Origin of the sequence: Chelativorans xinjiangensis, from assembly GCF_009812055.1 — a bacterium.
Classification (GTDB): domain Bacteria; phylum Pseudomonadota; class Alphaproteobacteria; order Rhizobiales; family Rhizobiaceae; genus Chelativorans; species Chelativorans xinjiangense.
Map to the genome: position 1 here is coordinate 60756 of NZ_WQNH01000010.1, position 24510 is coordinate 85265.

Consider the following 24510-nt stretch of genomic DNA (forward strand, 5'->3'; position numbering starts at 1 on the left):
GAAGGCGATACCGGGCGCGGTGGTATGGCATCAGTTGGCCGGTGCGAAATCATAGGGCTCCAGCTTGGCGCGGGTGTAGACGCGGTACTCGTAATTCTCCTCGAACTGCATGCCGTCATCGTCGAATGTCTTGTCGCCGGTGACGCCGACATAGGTCTTCGAGACGTCCATCAATGCCTGGCGTACGGCATCAGGGTCTGTCGAGCCGGCCTCCTCGATGGCCAGCGCCGCCAGCATCGTTGCATCATATGCGTAGGCGCCGAAGGCCGTCGCCGAAGCGCGGCCATATTTCTCCTCGAAGGGCGCGGCATATTCCTTGTCGTAGAATTCGCCCGATACGCCGACCACCCATCCCTTGACGCCTTCAGCCGCCTCAGGAATCTCGCGCACCTCGTTCGACCACATTGTCATGTAGTCGGCATACCAGCCCTTTTCCGGCTTGAGGCCGAGTTCAAAGGCCTGCCGGAAGATCAGCCGGGCCTCGGTGCCGTAGGCGGTGTAGAAGACGGCTTCCGGATCGCCCTGGAACAGGCGGTTGAGTTCGGCCTTGTAATCGGTCTTTTCGAGATCGTAGCGCACCTTGTTGACGCATTCGCCGCCCATCTCTTCGACCGTCCGGCAGGCGGAAAGCTCCATGCCCACGCCGAACGGATTGTTCGGCACGATCGAGGCGAAGCGCGTGGCGCCGCTATCGCGCATGGCCAGGCGTGCGAGTTCGGCTCCACCGATGTTGTCGAGGCCGATGGCGTTGAAGAAATAGGGGCCGATCTCGCGAAGCTGCGGTGATGTCGAGCCGATGGAGATCTGGATCACCTTGTTCTCGTTGGTGAACTGCCCCGTCGGCAGCGATACGCCGCTCGAATATTCGCCGAGCACGAGCGGCACGTTGTCGACATTGACCAGCTTGCGCACGGCATCCATGGCGGCCTGCGGACGGGATTCGGTGTCTTCCACGATCACGCTCACCGTCCTGCCGAGAAGTCCGAGCCCGATCTGGCGCGTCTCGCCGCCCTTGAGCGGCACGGCGTAGCCCTCATTGATACGATCGAGCGCCAGTTGCATGCCTTCGGCGATGTCCTTGCCCTGCACGGCATTGGTTCCGGTGAGCGACGTGATCATGCCGAGCTTCACGTCTTCCTGTGCCTGCACGGTCGAGGGGACCGTGCCAAGCAACATCGCGGCGCCGATAGCGAGGGCGCCGCAGAGCACTGTCCGTTTCATGGCTTGTCTCCCTTGCTTTTCATCTTCGCGATGAGCAAGCGGGCACAGGGGCTGCGCCCGCCTGTCGCGGTCACGGCGTGTATGGCTGCAGCCCGCCGTCCTTGTAGATGAGGATCGCGTAGTCCTCGTTCGTCTGCATGCCTTCTTCATCGACCGCCTTGTCGCCGGTCACGCCTTTGTAGGTTTCTGCGGCCTTGTGCACGGCCTCGCGGATCTTGTCCGGCTCGGTGGAACCGGCCTCCTTGATCGCGAGCGCGGCGATCATGGCCGCGTCGTAGCCATAGCCCCCGAACACGGTGAGCGGCTTTTCGCCATAGGCCTCTTCATAGGGCCCTGCGTATTGCTCGTTGTAGAAGTCGCCGCCGACATCGTGCTCGATGCCGCGGACACCTTCGGCGATCTCGGGCGTGTCGGTGACCTCGTTCACCCAGTTGGAGACCTCGGTCCCGAACCATTTTTCACTAGCATTGAGGCCGAGCTCATAGGCCTGGCGCAGGACGAGTTGAGCCTCCGCCCCGTAGGCGAAGAATATCACCGCATCGGGGTTCGGCGCGTTCGCCTGCTGCAACTCGGCGCGATAGTCGGTCTTTTGCTCCTCGTAGCGCACGGTCGCCACGCATTCGGAGCCGCGCTCCTTGGCGGCCTCGCATACGGCGAGCTCAACGCCCACGCCATAGGGATTGTTGGGCATGAAGGTGGCGAAGGTCTTCGCACCGATTGCCTGCTCCGCGAGGTCCACCATCGCCGACCCCTGCAATGTGGCGAGGCCGATCATGTCGAAGAAGAAGGGACCGACATCCCTGAGCTTGGGCGAGTTGGCGCCGATGGAGATCTGCACGACGCCATTCTCATTGATGAATTGCCCCGTCGGCAGGGTGAGGCCCGAGGAGTACTCTCCGAGCACGACGGACACATTGTCGACATTGACCAGCTTTCGGACCGAATCCATGGCCGCTTGCGGACGGGATTCGGAATCCTCCACGATCAATCTGATCTGGCTGCCGTTGACACCGGGTCCGATCGCCCTGGTCGAGCCATCCTTCAGCGGCACTTCATAGCCTTCATTGACGCGGTTGATGGCGAGCTCCACGCCGCGCTGCATGTCCTTGCCGACGATGGCGCTCGGGCCGGTCAGCGAGGTGAACATTCCGATGTTTACCGTATCCTGCGCGTCAGCGGTCATGTGCGGCGACGCCGTAAGAAGCGTCGCTGCAAAGCCCGTGACGATGGTCAGGGCGGTCTTGTGCATCCACATGATGGTCTCCTCCCTTTCCATGTGTTCTCCACCCCTTTTTGCGGGGTGGCTGTTTCCTGAAATAGAGCGGCGAAGCGTTTCGTCCGCTGCCAAGACCCGAAAAATCGCGCTCAGCCTGCCCCTAGAAACGCCTCGCGTATCTTCTCGTTGGCCAGGATGTTGTGCGCCCGGTCCTCGAACGCGTTGCGTCCGTCGGCCAGCACATAGCCGCGGCTGGAGATTTCCAGCGAGCGCTGGGCCTCCTGCTCGACGATGACGATGGCGCGCCCTGCCGCGTTGATCTCCATCACCTTGTCGAAGACCTCACCCGCCATGCGCGGCGAGAGCGCCGCGGAGGGCTCGTCCAGCAGAAGCAGCATCGGGGCCGCCATGAGCGCGCGGGCCATGGCCAGCATCTGCCGCTCGCCGCCCGAAAGTGCCTTGACGCGCAGCCGCTTGCGCTCGGCAAGCCGCGGGAAGGTCTCATACATCTCTTCCGCGCGGCCACGCAGCGTCTCGCGGTCGAGAAGGTAGCCACCCATGCGCAGATTTTCCTCGACGGTGAGCGAGGGGAAGATGTTTTCGAGCTGCGGCACATAGGCGATGCCCTCGCGCACGCGCTGATCCGGCCTGAGGCCGGTGATGTCATCGCCGCGAAGGCGCACGCTGCCGCGGCTCGGCGTCAGGAACCCCATGACCACCTTGAGCAGGGTCGACTTGCCGGCGCCGTTCGGGCCGATGATGGTGACGATCTCCTGTTCTTCGACGCTGATCGAGACGCCGTGCAGCACCTGGGAACCGTCGTAACCGGCGTAGACATCCTCAACGGCCAATATTGCCATTCGGACCCTCCGCTCACTCCTGGCGCACCGCGTCCGGCCGTGCTTCGGTGCCGCTGCGCGCCAGATAGGCCTCGAGCACATCTTGCCGGCCAAGCACCTCCTCCGGCTCGCCCTCGGCGATGATGTGCCCGGCATCGAGCACGGACACCTGATCGCACAGCGACCGGATGACCTTCATATTGTGTTCCACGACGAGGAAGTTCTGGCCGCCATGACATAGTTTCCTGATGATCGCCGCGATGTCCTCGATCAGCCGCGGGTTGACCCCGGCCACCGGCTCGTCGAGCAGGATCATGCGAGGACCGTTCATGAGGGCCTGGGCAAGGGACAGAAGCTTCTTCTGCCCGCCGGACAGACTGCCGGCATATTCGTTGGCCTTGTCGCCGAGCATCACCATGTCGAGAATTTCATAGGCACGCTCGAGATTGCCGCGTTCCTCGCCGCGCACGGCGGCGAAGCGCGTGGCGGCGCGGAACAGGGATTCGCCCGACTGCATCGGCGCGGCGAGCAGCATGTTCTCCATCACCGTCATGGTGACGGGTTGGCGATGGCTCTGGAACGTTCGGCAGACGCCTGCGCGGGCCACGGCATCAGGCGACAGCCCGTCGAGCCGACGCCCGGCGAAGGTGACATGGCCCCGGTCGGGCCGGATGAAGCCGGTGATCACGTTGAAGAGCGTGGTCTTGCCCGAGCCGTTCGGCCCGATGAGACCGTAGATGAGCCCTTCCGGCACCGACAGGTTCACGCCGGCGAGCGCGGCGATGCCGCCGAAGTGCACATGCACGTCTTCAACCTTGAGCAGCGGGTGGCCGTTCATAGCGTCGCCGCCTTTCCGGGATGAGGCCCTTTGGCATGTAGAGAATGACGAGAATGATCAGCACGGCAATCAGGATCATGCGCAGGGATCCGAGAAGGGCCTGATCGATTGGGACGAAGTCCTTCAGGAACCGTGTTGAATTGTAGATCGACTGGATGATCACCGTGCCGACGATCACGCCGACGAAATTGCCCGCGCCCCCGAGGATGACCATCGCCCAAACGATGAAGGTTTCGAGCGGCAGGAAATATTGCGGTGAGATGAAGGCGTTGTAGTGAGCAAACAGCGCACCCGCCAGCCCGCCGATACCGCCGCCCAGGGCCATGGAACGTATACGAAAGGTTGCAATCCGCTTGCCGAGCGCGAGTGGCACGTGGTCGCCCTCGCGCAGCGCCTTGATCGTGCGGCCGAACGGTGTAGCCAGCACCCACCAGCACAAAGCCAGGCAGATAGCCAGGACGGTCAGCACCATCACCATGTAGAACAGGTCGTAGCTGCCGGACGTGAAATATGCGCGTAGCGGGCGGGGAATGCCTGACATCCCGAACGCCGCGCCCGAATATGGCCCGCCGAGTTGGGTATTGAGAAACACCAGCCGGACGATCTCGGCCGCCGCCAGGGTGGAGATCGCCCAGTAATCCTGCTGCAAATTGGAGGTGGGCAACGCCATCAGGGCGCCGAAGGCGGCCGCAGCCACGACCCCCGCCGCCATCCCCAGGAAGATCGGCCATCCCGCGAGCACGACCATGATGGTCGAGATATAGGCACCGAGCATGAAGAAGACGATGTGGCCGAGATTGACCAGGCCGGTGACGCCGTATTGGAGGTTGAGGCTAAGGCTCAAGATACCCCAGATGCCCACCATTGTGGCGAGATAGATGAGGAAATCGGTCATCGCCTTGCTCCCGTCAATCCGCTCGGCATGAAGAGGAGCACGAGGATCAGCACCGTAAAGGGAATCGCCGCCTTGTAGCCGGTCGGGATGAACAGGTAGCCTGAAGTCGAGAGTCCGAGGAACTCGGCGAGCGGCGCCCAGTTGATGGCGAGCCCGACATTCTCGGCCAGGCCGATGATCACGGCGCCAAGCAGCGCCCCGTAGGGGTTTCCGACACCCCCGAGGATGGCGGCGGCGAAGACCTGTATGATGATGCCGAAGCCCATGTCGGGCGCAAGCTGGGTGTTGAGGGCGATCAGCACCCCGCCGAGTGCGGCGAAGGCCGCGCCGATGAACCACACCGTGCGGATCACATTCTCGGTGTAGATGCCGCTCGACTGCGCCAGCTGGCTGTTGTCGGCCGCCGCCCGCATGGCGATGCCGAGCCGTGTGCGGTTGAGGAGCAGGTGAAAGCCGGCCATGGCGACGACGGCGGCGCCGATGATTGCGATCTGAATGGAGGTGATGCGCGCGCCCATCACCTCCATCGGACGCTGCAGCCCGATATTGTAGAAGAAGGGAGACGGGCCCCAGATGGCACGCACGGTCTCGCGCATGGCGATGCCGAGCGCGAAGGAGGCGATCATCAGCATGATCGGCGAGGCCCGGCGCAGGCGCGAGAAGATCGCCCGGTCGATGACAACGCCTAGTATCCCGGTGAGCACCAGTCCGACGGCCGCGGCGAGCCATAACGGAAGCGTCAGCGTCGCCGAGAACAGAAGCGCCATATAGGCCCCCACGGTCGCAAACTCGACATGGGCGAAGTTGGGAAAACGCAGCACGCTGTAGACCATCGTCAGGCCCACCGCCAGGAAGGACAGTTCGGCCGCGCGGATGAGGCTGTCGATGAGAACCTGGAACAAACTCAGCGCCTCCTCGACTGCCGATTTAAGAGGCCGTGCGAGGCAATGTCAAAGGGGTCACGCCAGGCAGCTTCTCTCATGTAAAGTGGGCCCGCCTGGTGAGACAGTTTGCCAGCTCAATGCAGCAATGGATGGGCCTGAGCCCTTTCGCCAAGCAATAGAAGCGTTCGGCTGGAAACATACCGAATTCAGCTCACTCCTCCAATTGTCATGCGGTTGGCGCTGTGGATCCTTCTGCTGACTTTCGAAGCCGTCGATGCTGAGAGAAAACGACGACGCCCAGCAGCAGCAAGCCGAATGGGTAGACAAGCTCTTTGGGCGGCAGGCCCGGTTGCTCGATATCGACGGCCGTGACGACATCGCCGAACGTCATTCCCGCTTCGTTGGCCGCGCCGCCAAAGGCAAGCTGGGATACGGTCCAGCGGCCTTCGCCATCCTGCGCCAGCTCCACGCCGAACGGGCCCTGCACCTGTCGTGGCGAGGGCTCGGGCGTTTTCAATGCGAACAGCTTGAACCGGTCGCCATAGGGCGTCTCGCGGACCACGTGGAAGCGGACGATCCGGCCCGGTTCCGGCGTCAGCTCGGCCACGGATTGGGGCGGAACCGTCTCGAATGGCGGATACAGCCGGTCCATGAACAGGCTCGGCCTGAACAGTGCAACGATGACGACGATCAGGACCAGCGCCTCCCAGAAGCGGTTGCGGACCAGCAGCCAATTCTGCGTCAGTGATGCAAATGCGAGGATTGCCAGCAGAGAGACGATGAAAACGAGCAGGCCGTGCCAAATGCTTTCGACACCGATTAGCAGAAGCGTGGGATTGAAGATGAAAACGACCGGAAGTATCGCGGTTCGGATGTCATAAAGGAAGGACTGAACGCCGGTTCTGAGCGGCGAGGCGCCGGAGATCGCCGAGGCGGCGAAGGCAGCCAGGCAGACCGGTGGCGTGGAATCGGCGAGAAGCCCGAAGAACAGTACGTAGAGATGCACGGCAATCAGCGGCAGCACCAGGCCCGCGGCACTGCCGAGTTCGACCAGCACGCCCGCCAGCAGCGAGGCGACCACGAGATAGTTGGCCGTGGTCGGCAGGCCCATGCCGAGCACGATGCACAGCACTGCGGTCAGGGCCAGCAGGATATAGATATTGCCGCCCGCCAGGGTCTCCATAACGCCGACCAGTGCATTGGAAAGGCCGGTGGACGAAACCGCGCCGACGATGATGCCGGCCGCACCGATCGCCACCGCGATGCCGATCATGTTGCGGGCGCCGGCGATCATGCCGGCGATGCATTCCCTGATCCCGAACCAGAACGCGGCGCCCAGACCGCCGCCTGAGCGCACAGCATTGACGACCGGCGTCAATATGATGATCGCAAACAGCGCCAGTATCGAATAGAAGACCGCGCTGGCCGGGCTCCAGCGTTCCACGATCAGCAGGTAGATCAGGATCGCGAGCGGTATGAGGTAATGAAGGCCGCTGAGAAAGGTCGCGCGGAATTGCGGAATTTCGCTCGCAGGCAGGCCACGCAGACCGAGTTTCAGCGCTTCGAGATGCGAAATATAGATTAGGCCCAGATAGCTGATCACGGCCGGAATGAAGGCGGCCTTGATGACGTCGAAATAGGAGATGCCAACGAACTCGGCGATAATGAATGCCGCCGCACCCATGATGGGTGGCATGAGCTGGCCGTTCGTCGAGGCGGCGACCTCGATGGCGCCGGCCTTTACTGCCGGCAGGCCGGTTTTTCGCATGACGGGGATGGTGAACGTGCCCGTGGTCACGACATTGGCAATGGATGAGCCGGAAATCATGCCGGTCATGCCCGAGGCGATGATCGCCGCCTTCGCCGGGCCGCCTCGCATCTTTCCGACCAGGGCAAAGGCGATATTGAGGAAATAGCGGCCGGCGCCGGCCCGCTCGAGCAGCGCGCCGAAGAAGACGAACAGAAACACGAAGCTGACGGACACGCTCAGCGGAATGCCGAACACCGCTTCGCCGCCCAGCCATTGGTAGCCGATCAGGCGTTCCAGAGACACGCCCTTGTGCGAGATGACGAGTGGCATCTGCTGGCCGAAGACCGAGTATAGCAGGAACAGCGCGCAGACGATCACCAATGGCAGGCCGATTGCACGGCGCGTGGCCTCCAGCAGCGTCAGCAGGCCGACCGCGCCGATGATGGCCTCGACCGGAATCGTCCATCCGGCGAGCTGCCATTCCAGCAATACGCCCTGCCGCCGTACCAGGCCGTCATAGCCGAAAAACAGATAAAGCGCCGTGCTGGCGGCGACGACCGCCAGCACGATGTCGTACCAGGGTATGCGCCGCTCGCGATGTTGCGGGCGCGCCGGGTAAAGCAGAAAGGCGAGCAGCAGACCGAAAGCGAGATGAACCGCGCGCGCTGGTACGTGGGTGATTATGCCGCCCCCCAGCATGAACGGAAGCGGGGAGGCAATCCACAGCTGGAACAGCGTCCACATGACGGCAAGGATGCCGATCACCAGCCCCAGTCTCGGGCCGGCCGCGCGCGTGCCCTCGATCTCCTCCAGCGGATCGTGGGCTTCCCTTTCGGGATCTATGGCTTTACCGGGGCGGCCGGCGCTTTCGCCGGCCCGCCCGCTCATGTTGCCTCCGGCCCGTTCGGGACCGCCAGCTTACCAGCCTTTCTCGTCATAGTATTTCTGCGCGCCCGGATGGATCGGCGCCGAAAGCGCATCTGCGATCATCTCTTCAGGCTTGAGATTGGCAAAGGCCGGATGCAGCGAACGGAAATCGTCGAGGTTCTCGAATACCGCCCGCGTGACTTCGTAGACGACGTCCTCCGGGACGTTTGCGCTGGTCACGAAGGTCGCCTTGACACCGAAGGTCGTCACATCCGAATCCGTGGAGGTGTAGGTGCCCTCCGGAATCGTTGCGAAGGCGTAGTAATCGTTCTCCTCCACCAGTTTCTGCGCAACCGGATCGTCGCTCAGATCCACGATGTATGCGCCGCAGCCATCGGTCGCCACGGCCACGCCGGCATTGGGCACCCCGACCGTATAGCCGAAAGCGTCGATATTGCCGTCGCAGAGCGCATTGGCCTGTTCAGTCGAGGTGAGTTCGGTTGCCACGGCGAAATCGGCCGTCGTCCAGCCATGGCCTCCCATCAACTCCTCGGTCGTGCCGCGCTGGCCGGAACCGGGATTGCCGATATTGAAGCGCTTGCCCTTCAGGTCCTGCCAGGACTGGATGCCGGAGCCTTCGGCGGCGACGATTTGATAAGGCTCGGGATGCACGCTGAAGACAGCGCGCAGATCGGGACAAGGACTGACTCTGTCTGGAGCCGAGCCGTTGTAGGCGTGAAACTGCCAGTCCGATTGCGCGACGCCGAAATCGAGCTCGCCGGCGCAGATCTGGCCGATATTGTATGTCGAGCCGGCGGTTGACGGCGCCGAGCACCTCAGCCCGTGCTTGCGGCCTTCCGCACGGCCCTCGGCGGCTTCCTTGTGGACCATGCGGCAAACGGAATTGCCGACCACGAAATAGACGCCGGTCGGTCCACCGGTCCCGATGGTGAGGAAACTTGTTTCCTGAGCAGATGAATGGCCTGCCGCCAATGCGACCGCCGAAGCGAAAGCGGTGGTGAGAAGCGTACGCTCGAACTGTTTCATGACATCCTCCCTGTTGGGTCCCGCCAGGGCGAAGCTTTCCCCAGGAACAGTCGGTTCCCTCGGTCCCGGGATGTTCGGTCTATTCGCCTCCCTGGCCTCACAAAGCCCTTCTTCGCCCAAGCTCCTTGCGCGGCAGCATTTGCCAAGGCACAACCGAACACGCACGTGCCGACGACTCACGCCGCGGCGCGCATCACCGACACTCAACGGAAATATATGGCAGCTCACCGAAGTGTAAACTTCGGCAAGTTTTGAGGCGAGTGCAAGAAGTGGGAGGAAGCAAGATCGATGAAGCGTTGCCAATCGCCGAAGATCTCGACAGCTCCATGCAAGAGATCAACCGCGTGGTCGACAACGGACTGCGGCTCCGCTCTGGCATGAAGTGAAAGACGGCAATCTGACGACGTCCGAAACCAGGTGCGTCCCGTTTCAAAAGGCGGACGGGACCAGAAGCACCAAATCGAAAATCGCCTGTTATGCCGCTTGAGCTGCGCGAATATCCCCGATTAGCCGTGAAGTCGAAGCTTCTACGCAGCCAGGGTCGAATCCTGGGGTTAAGCGAAGGTCGGCAATAAAGAAGCCCGCCGACTCACCGGAATTGGCGCGTCCCGCTTGCCGCCTGGGCAGGTATAGGCGTCTTTCTGCGGATCGTAGGCGAGGTCTTCGCGGGAGAAGGTGCCATCGTTGCGTCGGGAGTTATCGATGACCGGAACGTAAGGCTCGATCCCTTCTTCCTCAACCAACCAGCCCAGCATCGGTGCTGAACCGTAAGCCGCGTCAGCGACCGGCTTATCGGACAAAGGCCGAAGCGATCCCTTGTTCGCACAATCGTGTCCTTAACGGTGCCGGTCTCGGCCTGGCGGATAGGTGCCGTCGCTTCGACGTCCACGATGATCCCATTATCCAGATCAACGAGATAGTTGGTCGAATGGGTCGCGGCTTTCATGTCGGAACACGCAATAGCAGGGACGTGCATTGGAGAAGTGAGAGCGGAGATCAGGAACGCGAGCTGGCAAATAAATACCGGGATTGGGCAAAGACGCTGGTCTATGAATTCCTTTATGTGGCCAGTGTGCTTGATACGATCGCCGACTCACATATGAGCGCGAAGCTCAATGGGAAGATACCGACGCAAGGTCCTCCGCCGCTTGCGAGGATGGTGAGCGTGCGAAATCGCGTCCAAGTGTCATACAGCGCCCCCGGTCGTTGCGGGGGCTGGCTTCAACCGCTGTCATAAATGGGATCGGCTGCCCTCCTTCCTCGGCTCTGGCGAAGTCGAGGATGCCCATCAGCTCGCCGCATAGCTCGGCATGAACCTCGCCGTGCTTGTCACCGGGCGTGAGAACAATTTCCCCGATGAGTGAGCGCAGTGCCGCGGCCGCCTGCCGTCCACCATCCGGATCGTCCAGGGCTTCGGAAAACGTTCGACACGGAGACGGTAGAGATTGGCAATGTTCGGATGCACATCGCGGATGTCGGCCGGTGCCTCCGCCATGCGCGCCGTGATCTCCGCCTTCTGCCGTTCGAGTTCGTCCATGCGGGCCTTCATGGAAGGCTGATACATGCCGTCCTCGATAGCGGCGATGATACCCGCGATGGCCTTCTCCACCTTGGCAAGCGTTTTGCGATCCCCTTGCGCCTGAGCGCTGCGATTGCGGTTCAGCCGGTTCATTTCCTCGGCATAGGCGCGTACGGCTTCCGCGACCGCTTCCGATGAGACCAGTCGCTCCTTGAGGCCGACCAGAACACGCGCCTCGATCTTGTCGCGGGTGATGGTGCGGTTGTTGTCACAGGTGCCGCGCCGGTGATGGTTGAGACAGCCGTAGCGGTCCGTCGTGATGATGCCATACCTGCCGCCGCAGCAGCCGCAGGTCATAAGGCCGGAAAGAAGAGCGACCGGCCGGTTCGCCAGATGGACACGCTTCATGCGTCCTTCACGGGTATTGGCCGGGTTCGGCCCGAAGATTTCGGCAATCTGCTTCTGACGGGCGTGGACGGCGTTCCAGAGCCCGTCATCCACGATCCGAAGATGCGGCACCTTCGTCCTGATCCATTCGCTTTCCGGGTTGATGCGAGACACTCGCTTGCCGGTGCTCGGGTCCTTGATGAAGGGCATCCTTCCATTCCTGGGAAAACAATGCACCATCAAAATGCGGGATCAAACACCTACCCTCAGATATCTTCATCCTTATTGGCCTGCTCTTCCGGCATGCCAACCGGCTTGCTGTTGTCGTTTACAGCCTGTAACGCCTCGAAATCCTCGCGCGCCATGCGCCTGCCGATCAGCCGTGCGATGGACAGCACCACCGCGTCCAGTCGCTCGGCGACATCGGTTTCGTTGCCGGTACCTCCAGCGGGCGGGCAGTTGTCATTGGCCGGCCCTCTCTGCCAAGATGCTTTCTATCACCGCCCATTGCCGGCCTCTTCCTCTGGCCGCCACCTGCCCTGTCGGGGATTGGTGTGGTGTGGTGGAAAGCGACGGTCCGCATCCCGTTTAGGGCTGGCGCCTGGAGCTGCCGGTCCGGCTTCTTGATGTCAGGCCTTCAGAGCGGTGACGATCCATGTTGCAGCGTTCAAACTAACCCGTCCCGAATTCGCTCGCTCTGCAAGTGCTGCCCGGACCCGTGGCTCTACAACGGTGCGCATGTCCGGCGTATCCCGCAGAGCTTTCCCAAGCGCCCCGACTTGGGTGACCACTTCCAGCGTTTTGTCGATATCCCCGCACGAAACCTCGGCATCGAACGGGTCGATTGTGATCTTGTCAAAGCCCGCTGCACAAAGAACTTCCTTTATGAAGGAGGGCTGTTCAAAGCTGATATGCGGGGCATCGCGCAACGCCAGCCCTGCTGCTTCAAGCGGAAGGAAGTCCAACTCGTTTTCCTGAATTGATCGCCAGCAGACGAAGCCGATCCGACCGCCAGAACGAAGCATGCGCCGCAGATTGCCGAACGCGTGGATAGGGTCCGCAAAGAACATGACGCCGAAGCGAGAATAAACGAAATCGACGCTCTGGTCAGGCAACGACAGTTGCGCCGCGTCGGCTTGCTGTAGCGAAACCGCAGGCAGGTGGTTCGACCTGGCGCGCGCAACCATCAGGACAGCGGGTGCTATGTCGACACCGACTACGCGGCCGGAATTTCCAGCACGTTCGGCAAGTTGAAGGGTCGTTTGACCCGCGCCGCAGCCAACGTCCAGGATCGTCTTTCCTTGCATCGGCCCAAGCGCATTGATGGCGGCCAAGCCGAGTGGGGCCATCTGGAGATCAATCAGGTCTGCCAACTCGGCCCGTGTCCGATCGACGATGTCGAAGGAGGGGTCAACTGATTGCATAGGCCAATTCCGCACGAAATAGAGGTGAATGCAACGCTAGCTTCCGGTTTGGCATCGTCATCGTCTTTGCGGGCTGCAATGGGGTCTGTAGCGGCCGGGACAAGCCCACACCGGCCAGATGAGGGGGCAGCAATCGGAACCATTCTACAATCCGAGATCCCGTCCTCTACCCCTGCCGAGTCCGTGACTGAGGGCGAGAGCACGGCTGATGCCCAGCCCCGAATCGAACGAGATGCCGAGGTCCCGCTTGCGGCCTTCAAGGATGGATTCTAGCTGCGGATCGCGTTCGAGACCCATGACCATATTGCCCATCTCGGCCCGGATGGACCTGTAGCCGGAATAATCTCCCGCCGCATACTGGCGCTCGCCGGTCTGTTTGAGTTCCTGAAAACGCTCGACAAAGCGGTCGGCGCGCAGGTCGGGGTTCTTGCGCAGCATGTTGGGCCGACGCAGTACAGGTTCGAGGACCGGTCCACGAATACTCTGATACGTCAGGCTGCGTGCAATGTTCCACAATTCCTGCTTGCCTTGAGTGCAGCACGCCTAAGTTTTGTGCATCGCAAAAAATAATTGCAAAGTGCAATTGACAAGCAATGATTGCGGTGCTGCTATTTCCGAAATGGCTTCGTGATCGCTTCCTTTTAGAGCTTTTCAAGCAGCCTCCGACTGCATCGGCTTCGCTGCGATCACGCCTCTGAGCGACCCGGCAATACGCACGAAAGGATGATGCGATGTACGGCGATGCGAAGATCGTGGAGTTTTCAGGAAGGCGTTCGGCGACCTACCAGGATGCTCTTGCGACCTACTCCAACGCATGGCGATCGGACATCGCCTGCATGGCCCGGTTTCTCGACCCGAAACGCGGCGAGAAGGTCCTTGAGATCGGTGCCGGCAACGGATATTTCAGCGTGGCGATCGCGGAGTTGATCGGAGCGGACGGACTGCTGGTGGCGACCGATCCGTCTGTCGATCAGCTATCGGCGCTCGAGGCGGATGCCGAGCACGGCAACATCCGCGTTGTCCAGGCAACGGCAGAGGAGCTCGACATCGACTGCCGCGACTTCGATGCCGTGTGGAGCCGAGGGGCGATCCACCACGTCGCCAACAAGACTGCGGCGTTCGGGCGCCTTTCCGAGTGCGTCAGACCCGGCGGCCGGATGGTGATAGCCGACATCTTCGCCGGAACCCAGCTGGCGCGCTATTTTGACAGCGTCATCGCCAGAACCTGTTGCACCGGGCATGAGGTGGCGTTTCTTTCGCGAGAGTTCGCCGAGAGTCTTTGCGCGCTCACCGGGTGGAATACGCCTAGTTTCCACGATGTCACCACTCCATGGGAATTCGACCGTCGGGAGGATATCGGTCATTTCCTTCATCTGCTGTTCTCGGCCAAGGACGGGATTACCCCCGACGAGTGCCTCGATGCAGCGGATCGCTTCCTGAGCGTGACGCTCACGTCTTCGGGGTGGGCGCTGATGTGGCCCATGACGGTCATGACCACGACCCGCGCCAATTTCTCCTGAGGGGAGCGAAGCCAGCGATGCCGCATTCCGCGCTCAACTTCGACATGGTCCGACCGGCCAAGGCTGACATGCAGCCAGATTTGTTGAGGCGAAGGCCCCGCCGGTCGAAGTCACGCCCGACCGTCGCCTACCATGGCAAGCCAGGTGCATTCGTCCACATCGCCTGCAGCCACGCCTTTGCAAATGCGGACGCTTTGCCATTCGAGTCGACAGCCGAAGCGGTTGCGGCCGTACATGCGGGCACGGCCGATGCCCTGATTGTTCCGTGCGAGAATCTGCTGGCGGGCCGCGTCCCTGACATCCACCTGCTGCTGCCCGAAAGCGGGCTGCACATCATAGGTGAACATTACGAACGGATCGAATTGCATATTGCGGCGCGACACGGAACGACTTTCGAAGAAGTCAGACGAGTGTACTCGCACCCGGTTGCGCTTCAACAGGTCAGATGCTTTCTCACCCTTCACGGGTTGCAAGGTGTCGGCGTGTCGAATACCGCCGCAGCTGCCGCATACATTGCGGAGAGCTCAGCCTTGGACGAAGCCGCAGTCGCATCGCGAGAAGCGGCACACTACTACGGCCTTCAAGTCCTTCGGGCCAACATCGAAGACAGCCCGCACAACATTACACGTTTCTACATTCTCGCTACCGAGCCCTCTCGATCCAGATCGAGGCAGGTGCCGATGCTCACGACCGTCCTTTTTGCCGTGGAGAACAGGCCAGGTTCGTTACACGATGCCATCGAAGGGTTCGGCCGGCACCAGGTGAACCTCACGCGACTCGAAAGCTATCTCGTCGATGGTGGTTTTGTCGCGACACGATTTCTCTGCGAATTCGAAGGTGATCCGCGCTCTACTGAAGTACGGAGTGCCGTGGAGCACCTTTCCATGAATTGCACGTCGAGCGTTATCCTCGGCACTTACCCGGCAAACCCGACGCGACCGCAGCCATCCGTGAGGGGGATGAAGGCGTGAGGCTCGCGGCTTCGGACTGGATGCATGAATCCGTCGAAGGATTCCGCGAACGTGCGCGACGCAGGTTGCCGCGCTTCGTTTTCGACTTCATTGATGGCGGCAGCGGCGGAGAGAGCACGCTTCTGGAGAACCGGGCCGCGCTCGACCGTATCAGGCTCGTGGGCTCCGGACCGCGCGATATGCACGAATGCTCCCAGGAAACATGTCTCTTCGGCCGTACAATCGCAATGCCGCTCGTCATCGGTCCGACTGGGCTTGCCGGTGCTGCAAGGTCCGGCGGGGACGCTGCGCTCGCCCGGGCCGCCGGAGTTGCGGGCATTCCCTTCGTCATGAGTTCGGCTGCGACCGCAACCATGGAGGCGGTCGCGGAAGCAGGCGAAGGTCCGAAGTGGTTCCAGCTCTACGTGTTCCGGGACCGGGCCGTCACGCTGAGATTGATAGAGCGTGCGGCCGCATTGGGTTTCGAGGCGCTGGAAGTCACCGTCGACAACACGATCCCCGGACGCCGACTTCGAGACGTCCGCAATGGCTTTACACTTCCGTTTCGATGGAATGCCGGCAAACTGTGCAGCCTTCTGGCGCATCCCGGCTGGACTCTGGATATGGTGCGAGTAGGCCCTCCCCGGCTCAAGGTCATGGCAGCCGAGCTTGACCTGCAAGCGACCGAAACCATCGCAGAGTTGATGCAGGCACAGCTCGACCCCTCCGTGGACTGGGACGACATCAAATGGGTGCGCAACGCCTGGAAGGGACCCTTGATCGTCAAGGGCCTCCTCGACCCTGCCCAGGTCGGAAAAGCCATCGACGCTGGCGTTGACGGCATCGTGGTCAGCAACCACGGTGGCCGGCAGATCGACGGAGCGGTCGCCACGATCGACATTCTTCCAGAGTTCGTCGAAGCGGCTGCCGGTCAACTGACCATTCTCATTGATAGCGGCTTCCGAACCGGAAGCGACATTGCCCGCGCCCTGGCTCTAGGCGCCGACGCCGTGCAGGTGGGGCGGGCGACGCTCTACGCGCTCGCGGCTGCAGGCGAGGCTGGCGTGCGCAAGGCGCTCGACGTTCTCAGAGAAGAGCTGCGCGTCGTGCAGATGCTGGCGGGAGCTCGCACGCCGGCCGAGTTCAGCGTGGCGAGCGTACGCGGCGCTCGCATACCGTCCGTCCGGCCTGTCGCGGCTGTGGCCCCGGAGCGTCTGACCGGCTCCTGATCGATTTCAACAAGAACGAAAATGGGGAACTTCTCATGCGTATGACCGGTCGAATTATCGCCGCCCTTTTCGCCCTTGCGGCTGCTGCCTCATCTAGCCTTGCCCAGGACACGGAACCGAAAAAGGTGGCGCTCACCTATATTATCGATCATCCCGCGATCGACGCGGCTCGGCAGGGCATCGTCGATGCGCTTTCGGAAGCCGGCTATGCGGGAGAGCGGCTGGAGCTGATCGTACAAAGCGCCCAGGGCAGCGTTCCGACACAGCAGCAGATCGCGCGAGAGTTTGCGGGTCTGGCGCCCGACCTTATGGTCGCGATCAGCACACCGTCGGCCCAGGCGCTCCAGAGCGTTGCGGGCGATGTGCCCGTCGTTTTCTCTGCGGTGACGGATCCTGTCGGCGCAAAGCTCGTCGCCTCGCTGGAAACGCCCGGCGGGATGATCACCGGAGCGAGCGACATGCAGCCCTTCGGTCCGACGCTCGACCTCATCCGCTCGCTGCTTCCCGATGCAAAGACTCTCGGCGTGATCTACAATTCGGGAGAGGCGAATTCCGTATCCCAGGTTGAGGCTCTGACCGCCGAGGTCACAGCCGCCGGTTTCGAGGTCGTGGAATCCACGGCGTCGCAATCCGCAATGGTGCCAGACGCTGCGCGCAGTCTTGCCGGACGCGTCGATGCGATCCTCATTCCTACCGATAGCACTGTCGTTTCCGCCATCGAAGGCGTCGTTTCCGTCGGCGAACGCGCGAAGCTTCCCGTCTTCGCCAGCGATACCGACTCGGTGAAGCGCGGTGCGGTGGCGGCGCTCGGCTTCAACTACTACGAGCTTGGAAAGCTGAGCGGCGCGATGGCCGCGCGCATCCTCGGTGGGGAAAGCCCGGCATCGATCCCGGTCGGCGTTCTCGAAACGCAGGACCTCTACCTGAACCCGAAGGCGGCGGAAGCCATGGGGGTCACGATTCCTGCTGAAACGCTGGCATCGGCCGCCGTGGTCGTTGAGTAGAGGGCACCCCGATGAGCATGTTCGCCCTGTCCGGCGCCATCGAGGCCGGACTGATCTTCTCGCTGGTGGCGCTGGGCGTCTATATGTCCTTCCGCCTCCTGAATTTCCCCGACCTTACTGTCGACGGAAGCTTTCCGCTCGGGGCTGCTGCGGCCGCGGTCGGGATCGTCAATGGGTTGAATCCCTTTCTCGCCACCGCCCTCGGCGTGGCCGCCGGCGCGGTGGCGGGGCTGGTCACGGGCGTGCTCAACGTGCGGCTCGGCGTCATGAACCTTCTCGCCGGCATCCTGACCATGGTTGCGCTCTATTCCATCAACCTGCGCATCATGGGTAGCCCCAATACCTCGCTGTACGGATCCGAAACCGTCTTTACTCCGTTCGAGTCGCTGATCGGGCCCGGCCTCTGGACGAACGCGATCGTGCTTGCGGTGATCGCCCTTGCCGTCAAGCTGCTGCTTGACTGGTTTCTAAGGACGGAGCTTGGCCTTGCTTTGCGGGCGAGCGGCGAGAACCCTGTCATGGCTAGCGCGCAATCTATCGACAACGATCGAATGGTCCTTGTCGGAATGGCAATCAGCAACGGCATGGTGGGATTGGCAGGCGCTCTCTTCGCGCAAAGCGTTGGCGTGGCCGACGTGTCAATGGGCATCGGAACCATCGTGACGGGACTTGCAGCAATGATCATCGGCGAAGCCGTGTTCAAGGCGCGGAAGGTCGCATGGGCGACCGTGGGCTGTCTCGCAGGGGCTATCCTTTATCGCTTCTTCATCGCAGTGGCGCTCAGTGCCGGCGTACTCGGTATCCAGGCGCAGGATCTCAATCTCGTCACCGCGCTGGTCGTGGCTGTGGCGGTGGTTGCGTCGAAAGCGCGATTTGCCGGCGCCGCACGTGTTCGGCTCGGCATGACGCGTCTGCGCTCGACGTTCCAGCCGCAGCGAGGTGGTTGAGATGCTCAGCGTGCGCGGTGTTCACGTTACCTTCAATCCCGGGACGGCCCTTGCGGTGGAAGCACTCCGTGGCGTCGATCTCGATGTGCCGGCGGGACAGTTCGTAACCGTGATCGGCACGAACGGCGCGGGCAAGTCCACCCTGCTTTCGATGGTGGCCGGTGATGTGAGACCCGATAGGGGAAGGGTAGCGGTCGACGGCAAAGACCTCACGCTACTGCCCGCTCGCGCCCGGGCCGGCGTGATCGGGCGGGTTTTCCAGGATCCGCGCATCGGAACGTGCGCCTCCCTGAGCGTGGAGGAGAACCTTGCGCTCGCGGCAAGCCGGGGACGTCGCCGGAACCTGCGCAACGCGCTGGGCGGTTCGCGCCGCCGCGCGTTCCTGGCGGAACAACTGGAGAGGCTTGGTCTCGGGCTCCAGGATCGCATCACCTCGCCGGTCGGAACGCTGTCGGGCGGCCAGCGGCAGGCCGTCAGCCTACTAATGGCCACGCTCCTTCCGATGAAGGTTCTCATCCTCGACGAGCATACCGCGGCTCTCGACCCCGGCGCGGCGGCGCAGGTTCTGGCACTGTCGGCCGAGATCAACAAGGAGCAGGCTTTGACGACGCTGATGGTCACGCACAGCATGCGCCAGGCCCTCGACTACGGAGACCGGACCATCATGATGACCGCTGGCCGCATCGCGCTTGACGTCGCTGGCGAGGAGCGACGCCGTTATGAGGTGGGCACGCTGATGGAATTGTTCAAAAGGAACACCGGGGAGCCGGTCGAAGACGACCAGCTCGTGCTGTCGTGAATGCTCGGGAAATGCCCTCGACCGGTTTCAGGTTGTCTTGCGTCGGGCCTCCCGCTCCCTCCCCAACTCGTCCTCGAGCAGACCGGGCCGGCTCTCCGGAACCATCTGGCGCAGCTTCTCGATACGGACTTCGCCGAACAGCCCGGCACGCGTGTACGGCTCGCCTGCAAGGAAAGCATCGACGGCCGCCCCGTCCGCCAGGTCGAGAACCATCAGGCTTCCAATGGTCCTGCTCTCGTCCGCAGCAAGCAGCGGCCCGCCAAACAGGATGACGGCGCGATGACGGATCATGTATTCAAGGTGGATCGCACGTGTTTCCTGCCGCAAGCCTTCCGCATCGAGGCGATCGATACAATGAACGACAAAAGGCATGTCGGACTCCTGATTGTCAGGACGGGTCGGTCCGGCCACAAAAAGCAGCCTGGGATATAATTGCACAATGCAAATAAAATGCAATGAATGGAACGATGGCGACTTCGAAGCCGCCGCGCCAGAGAGGAACCTGGGCCATCGATGAAACGTCGCGCTTCGGCGCTTGACGTCTGGCGTCGTGGCCGAAGCAACGGGCAATGCACTCCACATGCGAGAGACAGTGAAAGCTGCCGAGGCTCCGTCCGAGCCGTCTGGTAACAGCGTCAACGTTCAAGGCGGAAAGCGGGACTCGTGCAAGCCGAGCGAGACGGCCGTTGCTTGGATCAAGCGGCTGGTCGCCTTCGACACAACCAGCCACAAGTCCAATCTCGACCTCATCGAGGACGTGAAGGCCACGCTGGCACTGCTCGGGTTCGTTTTCCGCATCACGTACGACACCACGGGCCGCAAGGCGAACCTTCTCGCGACGCTTCCATCGGGTGATGGAAGGCTCACAGGAGGCCTTTGCCTGTCAGGCCACGTCGACGCAGTCCCCGTCGACGGGCAGCCCTGGTCATCTTCTCCCTTTTTGCCCGTCATACACGATAGTCGTATCTATGGCCGCGGTACGTGCGACATGAAGGGCTTCGTCGGCACCGCGATTGCCGTAGCCGTCGCGCACCACGACAAGCCGAGGCAAGCCCCGCTCCATCTTGCCCTTTCCTACGACGAGGAAGTCGGCTGCCTGGGTGCGCCGGCAATGGTTCAGGACATGATCGCCAGCGGCATCGTTCCCGATGGATGCGTCGTCGGCGAGCCCACCATGATGAAGGTTGTCAGTGCCCATAAGGGCGCCAATGTCGGCCGGTGCAGAGTTGAAGGGCTGGCGCGGCACTCGTCGCTTGCCCCGCAAGGCATCAATGCCATCGAGTTCGCGTCACGGATCATTGTCCACATGCAGTCCATGGCGGATGAATTCGCGCGGAGCGGGCCGTTCTCCGACGGCTTCGATGTGCCCTTCACGACTCTGCAGGTCGGCCAGATCGAGGGCGGCATCGCCGTAAACACCGTGCCTGCCTCCTGCACTTTCACCTTCGAGCTCCGCAACCTGCCCAGTACGTCCGCCGACGCGGTCTTCGACAGGATCAGGGAATACGCGCGCACAGAGGTTCTCCCGCCCATGCGCCACCGCGCCGATGGGGCGGCCGACATCGTCTTTGAACGGCTGGCGGCCGCTCCTGCGCTGGAACCGCAGGAAGACAGCGCGTTCACGCGCCTCGTGCGTGCCGTCACCGGTGACACCGCTATCCGCAAGGTCGCCTACGGAACGGAAGCCGGGATCTTCAGCCAGGCCGGTATTCCCACCGTCGTCTGCGGGCCGGGCGACATCGCGCAGGCGCATACGGCCGACGAATATGTCGAACTTTCGCAGATCGCGCGTTGCGAGGCGGTTCTCTCCGAACTCGCCAAGCGCATGTGCGTGCGCGCCTCGGAACCTCTTTCCAGCAAGGAGACAGCATCGTGACCATCGCCTCACAGGTTTCGCAATCCGAATCCGCAGAGTTCAACAAGGTGACACCGAACCAACGGCGGGTGATCGTTGCGGCATCGATCGGCAATGCGTTGGAATGGTTCGATTTCGCGATCTACGGGTTCTTCGCCGCCACCATCGCCCGGCTCTTCTTCCCGACGGAAAGCGGGACCGCGTCTCTGCTGCTGACCTTTGCCACCTTCGGTGTCGCCTTCATCATGCGGCCGGTAGGAGCGGTGGTCATCGGAAGCTATGCCGATCGCAAGGGCCGGAAGGCGGCGCTTTCCCTGTCGATTGTCCTCATGGTCCTCGGAACGGCGATGATCGCTCTTATGCCGACCTATGAGACGATCGGCATCGCTGCGCCCATTCTCATTACACTGGCGCGGCTGCTTCAAGGTCTCTCGGCAGGTGGTGAATTCGGCAGCGCCACCGCGCTGCTGGCCGAGCAGGACCCGCGCCGCCGCGGTTTCTTCGCAAGCTGGCAGGTGGCGAGCCAGGGCCTGATGATCATGCTTGCCGCATCATTCGGCATTGCTCTTTCCGGCGTTTTCGCCGCGGAATCGTTTGGAGACCACGGCTGGCGCATTCCCTTCCTGTTCGGTCTCTCGCTCGGGCCGGTCGCGTTCCACATCCGGCGCAAGATCGATGAATCCCCCGAATTTCGCCCCGCTGAGACACTGAAGTCGCCGCTACGCTGCGTCGTGGCAAATCAGACGCTGCGCCTTGTCTTCGGCATCGGCGCGGTGATCTTCGCGACCGTTTCAGCCTATCTCGTTCTGTTCATGCCTACCTATGCGATCCGCCAGCTCGGCGTAACCGCCTCGGCTGCGTTCACCGCGATCAGCCTCGTTGGCCTGATCCAGCTGTGCCTGGCCCCCGTGTTCGGGCACTGCTCCGACCGGATCGGGCGCTTCAGGATCATGATTCCGGCGGCGACCGTGTTTCTGGTTTGCATCTACCCGCTCTTCGCGTGGCTTGCAGCCGCGCCCGGCCTGGAACGCCTGATTGTTGTGCAGATTGTAGCAGGGTTACTCGCCACAGCCTATTTCGCGCCACTCCCGGCGTTGCTGGCTGAGCTCTTCCCGGCAGGTACGCGAACCAGCGGATTGTCGCTTTGCTACAATCTGGCCGTAACGGTCTTCGGCGGGTTTGCCCCGTTCATCATCACCTGGCTGATCGCGACGACCGGAAGCAATCTCGCGCCTAGCATCTATGCTGGTGCTGCTGCCGCGCTAAGCCTTATCGCCCTCATCGTGTTGTGTTCGCGTCTCCCGATGTCCGGGCCTCACATCAATGTTGTTGGTTCGGAGGCCCGCTGATGGAAAGCGACGGCACGGTTCACTCGATTGCGGAGTATCGCAAGCTGGCGCGACACGCCCTGCCGATGATGATCATCGATTTCTACGACAGCGGGCCCGAAGCCGAGAATACGCTGCGTCACAATCGTGTCACACTCGACGCGCGACGGTTGCTGAGCTCTGCGCCGGTACCCCGTCGCCGGCCGGCAGCGGCCCGCCGAAGAGGATGACGGATCATGTATTCAAGGTGGATCGCACGTGTTTCCTGCCGCAAGCCTTCCGCATCGAGGCGATCGATACAATGAACGACAAAAGGCATGTCGCACTCCTGATTTTCAGGACGGGTGGGTTCGACCAGCACGGTTGCGACAAAAAACGGCCTAGGATATAATTGCACAATGCAAGCGTTTTTCAATCGAAATCGAAACCCGACCGCGGATCAGGAGGGGGACGAGGCGTCCTCGGAAGCCGAACTTCTTCGCCTCGAAAGCTGGCTGCCTTTTCGCTTCTTTACCATCTCCGTGCGGGTCGCCGATCTGCTGACGAGTTTCTACGGGCCGCGCTACGGACTGTCGCGGGCGGCTTGGCGAACCATGGCTATCGTGGCCAATCGCCCCGGCGCCAGCGCCAGGGAAATTTGTCAGGCCGGTGGTCTCGACCAGTTCACCGTCAGCCGCGCCATCGCATCGCTGGTCGAGAACGGTTTTGCGCGCCGGCGGACCGGGAAGACTGACAAGCGTTATGCCTCCATTGAGCTTACGAAGGAGGGTTGGTCAGCCTTCGAGGAGATTTCGGCCCTGTCAAAACGTCTCGACGCAGAACTGACCACGCAAATCGCGCCCGAGGAGATGGCCATGCTCGACGATGTCCTGAGGCGTCTGGATGATGCCAGTGCGGGCATGCTGGCTCGTGGGTGGCGCGGATTTTTCGAGCAGCGACCTGAGGGGCTTCGACCCAACGCGCGTTCAGGACGCAAGGCGAAGGACGGCAATGACTGAAGCTTGCATCGACGGATCAGATGCCTCATTGCGCGTGGCCGGTGTCGATAGTCCGCGAGTGGGGCGTCGTCGACCGTGACGAATGTGCTCCTTTTCCTCGCAACCGTCGTCCTTTGGGGCTCCGCGGCGGTGGTCACGGCCCATCAGGCAGTGTCCGCCGATCCTGCGGTGTCGGTGGCCTATCGGATGCTGCTGGTCAGCATCGTGATGTTCGTCTGGTGTTTCGCGAGGAAAACGCCTCTGCGCGTTGCAGGAACGAACCGGGGATGGATCGTCCTCCAGGGCGTCCTCTTCTTCGGCCTTTCCTTCATCAGCTTCTATCACGCCACGTCCCACATCCCGAGTGGGATCGCGGCGCTCATCCTGTCCACCTCGTCGCTTGCGGCAGCACTCACGGCCTCGCTCGTTCTGAGAACCCATCCGAGTGCGCACCTCCTTGCGGGGCTGAGCATCGGGATTGCGGGATTGGCAGTGGTCGTGCTGCCGCAGTTTCTTGCCTTCAGTGCAACATCCGATACGGTACCGGGTGTCCTGTGGGCCGTGGCAGCAGCGTTCTGCACAGGGTGCGGGACCGTCGTTGCGGCACGCAACCAGCGCGCGGGCCTACCGGTGACGGTGATCATGGGCTGGAGCGCTCTTGCGGGTGCCGCCTTCTCATTCGGTTGGGCAGTCGTCGCAGGGGTCGATCTGCGCCCCGCCGTCACCGCCCCCTATATTGCCGGGCTGGTCTATCTCGCGATCCTAGCCTCTTGCGTGACCTTCGCTATGTATTTCAGCCTCGTGCATCGAATCGGACCCGCCGCCGCCGCCTACGCTTTGTCAGCGGTTCCCCTTGTAGCTCTCGCACTGTCCATGATGTTCGAGGGCCTTCAACTGACTGCCCCGATCATTGCAGGCAGTGCGGCCATCCTGTGGGGCAATGTGATCGTTCTCGGCAATTCCAACGCGAAAGCTCCGGCAAGCTCCAGCCCGGCCCGGACCGATGCATAAAGA

24 protein-coding genes and 1 pseudogene are annotated in these 24510 nt (G+C 62.2%); 11 read left to right on the forward strand and 14 right to left on the reverse strand.

Going from position 1 to position 24510, the window contains the following annotated elements; genetic code table 11:
- Positions 1 to 30: 30 nt before the first annotated feature.
- The 13 genes and pseudogenes from GM910_RS09400 to GM910_RS09460 all read right to left on the reverse strand — a co-directional run bounded on the left by GM910_RS09400 (position 31) and on the right by GM910_RS09460 (position 13325).
- Positions 31 to 1221 (reverse strand): ABC transporter substrate-binding protein, encoded by a 1191-nt coding sequence (locus GM910_RS09400; RefSeq protein WP_159587264.1) that lies wholly within the window; start codon positions 1219 to 1221, stop codon positions 31 to 33.
- Positions 1222 to 1291: 70 nt separating this feature from the next.
- Positions 1292 to 2497: an ABC transporter substrate-binding protein gene (locus GM910_RS09405; RefSeq protein ID WP_159587265.1), complete on the reverse strand. Its 1206-nt coding sequence runs from the start codon at positions 2495 to 2497 to the stop codon at positions 1292 to 1294.
- Positions 2498 to 2586: 89 nt separating this feature from the next.
- Positions 2587 to 3297, reverse strand: a complete 711-nt coding sequence (locus GM910_RS09410) for an ABC transporter ATP-binding protein (RefSeq protein ID WP_159587266.1) — start codon at positions 3295 to 3297, stop codon at positions 2587 to 2589.
- Positions 3298 to 3310: 13 nt separating this feature from the next.
- Complete coding sequence (locus tag GM910_RS09415; RefSeq protein ID WP_159587267.1) at positions 3311 to 4114, reverse strand: ABC transporter ATP-binding protein; 804 nt, start codon at positions 4112 to 4114, stop codon at positions 3311 to 3313.
- Complete coding sequence (locus tag GM910_RS09420; protein ID WP_159587268.1) at positions 4086 to 5009, reverse strand: branched-chain amino acid ABC transporter permease; 924 nt, start codon at positions 5007 to 5009, stop codon at positions 4086 to 4088. The genes GM910_RS09415 and GM910_RS09420 overlap by 29 nt, the downstream gene beginning before the upstream one ends.
- The gene (locus GM910_RS09425; RefSeq protein ID WP_159587269.1) at positions 5006 to 5911 is read right to left on the reverse strand and encodes a branched-chain amino acid ABC transporter permease; all 906 of its coding nucleotides are present in this window, start codon (positions 5909 to 5911) and stop codon (positions 5006 to 5008) included. The genes GM910_RS09420 and GM910_RS09425 overlap by 4 nt, the downstream gene beginning before the upstream one ends.
- A 208-nt stretch (positions 5912 to 6119) precedes the next feature.
- Positions 6120 to 8531 carry a TRAP transporter permease gene (locus tag GM910_RS09430; RefSeq protein WP_159587270.1) on the reverse strand — a complete coding sequence of 804 codons (2412 nt, stop codon included), beginning with the start codon at positions 8529 to 8531 and terminating at the stop codon, positions 6120 to 6122.
- A gap of 30 nt (positions 8532 to 8561) precedes the next feature.
- Positions 8562 to 9557 (reverse strand): TAXI family TRAP transporter solute-binding subunit, encoded by a 996-nt coding sequence (locus GM910_RS09435; protein ID WP_159587271.1) that lies wholly within the window; start codon positions 9555 to 9557, stop codon positions 8562 to 8564.
- A 614-nt stretch (positions 9558 to 10171) separates the two neighbouring features.
- A pseudogene (locus GM910_RS27185) lies at positions 10172 to 10488 on the reverse strand (IS5/IS1182 family transposase); the annotation flags it as partial.
- A gap of 357 nt (positions 10489 to 10845) precedes the next feature.
- Positions 10846 to 11673 carry a recombinase zinc beta ribbon domain-containing protein gene (locus GM910_RS09445; protein ID WP_201285447.1) on the reverse strand — a complete coding sequence of 276 codons (828 nt, stop codon included), beginning with the start codon at positions 11671 to 11673 and terminating at the stop codon, positions 10846 to 10848.
- Between the two features lie 56 nt (positions 11674 to 11729).
- Positions 11730 to 11861 (reverse strand): hypothetical protein, encoded by a 132-nt coding sequence (locus GM910_RS27605; protein ID WP_281354879.1) that lies wholly within the window; start codon positions 11859 to 11861, stop codon positions 11730 to 11732.
- 231 nt (positions 11862 to 12092) lie between these two features.
- Complete coding sequence (locus tag GM910_RS09455) at positions 12093 to 12887, reverse strand: class I SAM-dependent methyltransferase (protein WP_159587273.1); 795 nt, start codon at positions 12885 to 12887, stop codon at positions 12093 to 12095.
- A 144-nt stretch (positions 12888 to 13031) separates the two neighbouring features.
- Positions 13032 to 13325 carry a hypothetical protein gene (locus tag GM910_RS09460; protein WP_201285448.1) on the reverse strand — a complete coding sequence of 98 codons (294 nt, stop codon included), beginning with the start codon at positions 13323 to 13325 and terminating at the stop codon, positions 13032 to 13034.
- A 293-nt stretch (positions 13326 to 13618) separates the two neighbouring features.
- On the opposite strand from GM910_RS09460, the gene GM910_RS09465 reads away from it, so the two are divergent.
- Genes GM910_RS09465 through GM910_RS09490 form a run of 6 tightly spaced genes read left to right on the forward strand, consistent with a single transcriptional unit; the run spans position 13619 to position 19336 of the window.
- Positions 13619 to 14407 (forward strand): class I SAM-dependent methyltransferase, encoded by a 789-nt coding sequence (locus GM910_RS09465; protein ID WP_159587274.1) that lies wholly within the window; start codon positions 13619 to 13621, stop codon positions 14405 to 14407.
- A gap of 17 nt (positions 14408 to 14424) precedes the next feature.
- Positions 14425 to 15378 carry a prephenate dehydratase domain-containing protein gene (locus GM910_RS09470; RefSeq protein WP_159587275.1) on the forward strand — a complete coding sequence of 318 codons (954 nt, stop codon included), beginning with the start codon at positions 14425 to 14427 and terminating at the stop codon, positions 15376 to 15378.
- Entirely contained in the window at positions 15297 to 16586 is a 1290-nt protein-coding gene (locus tag GM910_RS09475) for an alpha-hydroxy acid oxidase (protein WP_246225933.1), read from the forward strand. The genes GM910_RS09470 and GM910_RS09475 overlap by 82 nt, the downstream gene beginning before the upstream one ends.
- Positions 16587 to 16627: 41 nt before the next feature.
- Positions 16628 to 17590 carry an ABC transporter substrate-binding protein gene (locus GM910_RS09480; protein ID WP_159587276.1) on the forward strand — a complete coding sequence of 321 codons (963 nt, stop codon included), beginning with the start codon at positions 16628 to 16630 and terminating at the stop codon, positions 17588 to 17590.
- Positions 17591 to 17601: 11 nt separating this feature from the next.
- The gene (locus GM910_RS09485) at positions 17602 to 18537 is read left to right on the forward strand and encodes an ABC transporter permease (RefSeq protein WP_159587277.1); all 936 of its coding nucleotides are present in this window, start codon (positions 17602 to 17604) and stop codon (positions 18535 to 18537) included.
- A gap of 1 nt (position 18538) precedes the next feature.
- Positions 18539 to 19336 carry an ABC transporter ATP-binding protein gene (locus GM910_RS09490; RefSeq protein ID WP_159587278.1) on the forward strand — a complete coding sequence of 266 codons (798 nt, stop codon included), beginning with the start codon at positions 18539 to 18541 and terminating at the stop codon, positions 19334 to 19336.
- Between the two features lie 27 nt (positions 19337 to 19363).
- Here GM910_RS09490 and GM910_RS09495 read toward each other — a convergent pair whose 3' ends face one another.
- Complete coding sequence (locus tag GM910_RS09495; RefSeq protein ID WP_159587279.1) at positions 19364 to 19708, reverse strand: YciI family protein; 345 nt, start codon at positions 19706 to 19708, stop codon at positions 19364 to 19366.
- Positions 19709 to 19928: 220 nt separating this feature from the next.
- On the opposite strand from GM910_RS09495, the gene argE reads away from it, so the two are divergent.
- The 5 genes from argE to GM910_RS09520 all read left to right on the forward strand — a co-directional run bounded on the left by argE (position 19929) and on the right by GM910_RS09520 (position 24507).
- Positions 19929 to 21212 (forward strand): acetylornithine deacetylase, encoded by a 1284-nt coding sequence (gene argE / locus GM910_RS09500; protein ID WP_201285449.1) that lies wholly within the window; start codon positions 19929 to 19931, stop codon positions 21210 to 21212.
- On the forward strand, positions 21209 to 22540 hold the full coding sequence (locus tag GM910_RS09505) for an MFS transporter (RefSeq protein WP_201285450.1): 1332 nt from the start codon (positions 21209 to 21211) through the stop codon (positions 22538 to 22540). The genes argE and GM910_RS09505 overlap by 4 nt, the downstream gene beginning before the upstream one ends.
- Positions 22540 to 22749, forward strand: coding sequence for a hypothetical protein (locus tag GM910_RS09510; protein WP_159587281.1), 210 nt, complete (start codon positions 22540 to 22542; stop codon positions 22747 to 22749). Before GM910_RS09505 ends, GM910_RS09510 begins: the two co-directional genes overlap by 1 nt.
- A 168-nt stretch (positions 22750 to 22917) precedes the next feature.
- Positions 22918 to 23517 carry a MarR family winged helix-turn-helix transcriptional regulator gene (locus GM910_RS09515; RefSeq protein WP_159587282.1) on the forward strand — a complete coding sequence of 200 codons (600 nt, stop codon included), beginning with the start codon at positions 22918 to 22920 and terminating at the stop codon, positions 23515 to 23517.
- 84 nt (positions 23518 to 23601) lie between these two features.
- Positions 23602 to 24507, forward strand: a complete 906-nt coding sequence (locus tag GM910_RS09520; RefSeq protein ID WP_281354882.1) for a DMT family transporter — start codon at positions 23602 to 23604, stop codon at positions 24505 to 24507.
- The last annotated feature ends 3 nt before the right edge of the window (positions 24508 to 24510 follow it).

Bases quoted from the DNA above. Each gene is read 5' to 3' on its own strand.
- GM910_RS09470 (WP_159587275.1), top strand. From the start codon at position 14,425: ATGCCGCATTCCGCGCTCAACTTCGACATGGTCCGACCGGCCAAGGCT.
- GM910_RS09430 (WP_159587270.1), bottom strand. From the start codon at position 8,531: ATGAGCGGGCGGGCCGGCGAAAGCGCCGGCCGCCCCGGTAAAGCCATA.
- GM910_RS09485 (WP_159587277.1), top strand. From the start codon at position 17,602: ATGAGCATGTTCGCCCTGTCCGGCGCCATCGAGGCCGGACTGATCTTC.
- GM910_RS09495 (WP_159587279.1), bottom strand. From the start codon at position 19,708: ATGCCTTTTGTCGTTCATTGTATCGATCGCCTCGATGCGGAAGGCTTG.
- GM910_RS09490 (WP_159587278.1), top strand. From the start codon at position 18,539: ATGCTCAGCGTGCGCGGTGTTCACGTTACCTTCAATCCCGGGACGGCC.
- GM910_RS09455 (WP_159587273.1), bottom strand. From the start codon at position 12,887: ATGCAATCAGTTGACCCCTCCTTCGACATCGTCGATCGGACACGGGCC.
- GM910_RS09510 (WP_159587281.1), top strand. From the start codon at position 22,540: ATGGAAAGCGACGGCACGGTTCACTCGATTGCGGAGTATCGCAAGCTG.
- GM910_RS09405 (WP_159587265.1), bottom strand. From the start codon at position 2,497: ATGGAAAGGGAGGAGACCATCATGTGGATGCACAAGACCGCCCTGACC.
- GM910_RS09415 (WP_159587267.1), bottom strand. From the start codon at position 4,114: ATGAACGGCCACCCGCTGCTCAAGGTTGAAGACGTGCATGTGCACTTC.
- GM910_RS09410 (WP_159587266.1), bottom strand. From the start codon at position 3,297: ATGGCAATATTGGCCGTTGAGGATGTCTACGCCGGTTACGACGGTTCC.
- GM910_RS09435 (WP_159587271.1), bottom strand. From the start codon at position 9,557: ATGAAACAGTTCGAGCGTACGCTTCTCACCACCGCTTTCGCTTCGGCG.
- GM910_RS09460 (WP_201285448.1), bottom strand. From the start codon at position 13,325: ATGCTGCGCAAGAACCCCGACCTGCGCGCCGACCGCTTTGTCGAGCGT.
- GM910_RS09515 (WP_159587282.1), top strand. From the start codon at position 22,918: ATGCAAGCGTTTTTCAATCGAAATCGAAACCCGACCGCGGATCAGGAG.
- GM910_RS09445 (WP_201285447.1), bottom strand. From the start codon at position 11,673: ATGCCCTTCATCAAGGACCCGAGCACCGGCAAGCGAGTGTCTCGCATC.
- GM910_RS09400 (WP_159587264.1), bottom strand. From the start codon at position 1,221: ATGAAACGGACAGTGCTCTGCGGCGCCCTCGCTATCGGCGCCGCGATG.
- GM910_RS09420 (WP_159587268.1), bottom strand. From the start codon at position 5,009: ATGACCGATTTCCTCATCTATCTCGCCACAATGGTGGGCATCTGGGGT.
- GM910_RS09465 (WP_159587274.1), top strand. From the start codon at position 13,619: ATGTACGGCGATGCGAAGATCGTGGAGTTTTCAGGAAGGCGTTCGGCG.
- GM910_RS09480 (WP_159587276.1), top strand. From the start codon at position 16,628: ATGACCGGTCGAATTATCGCCGCCCTTTTCGCCCTTGCGGCTGCTGCC.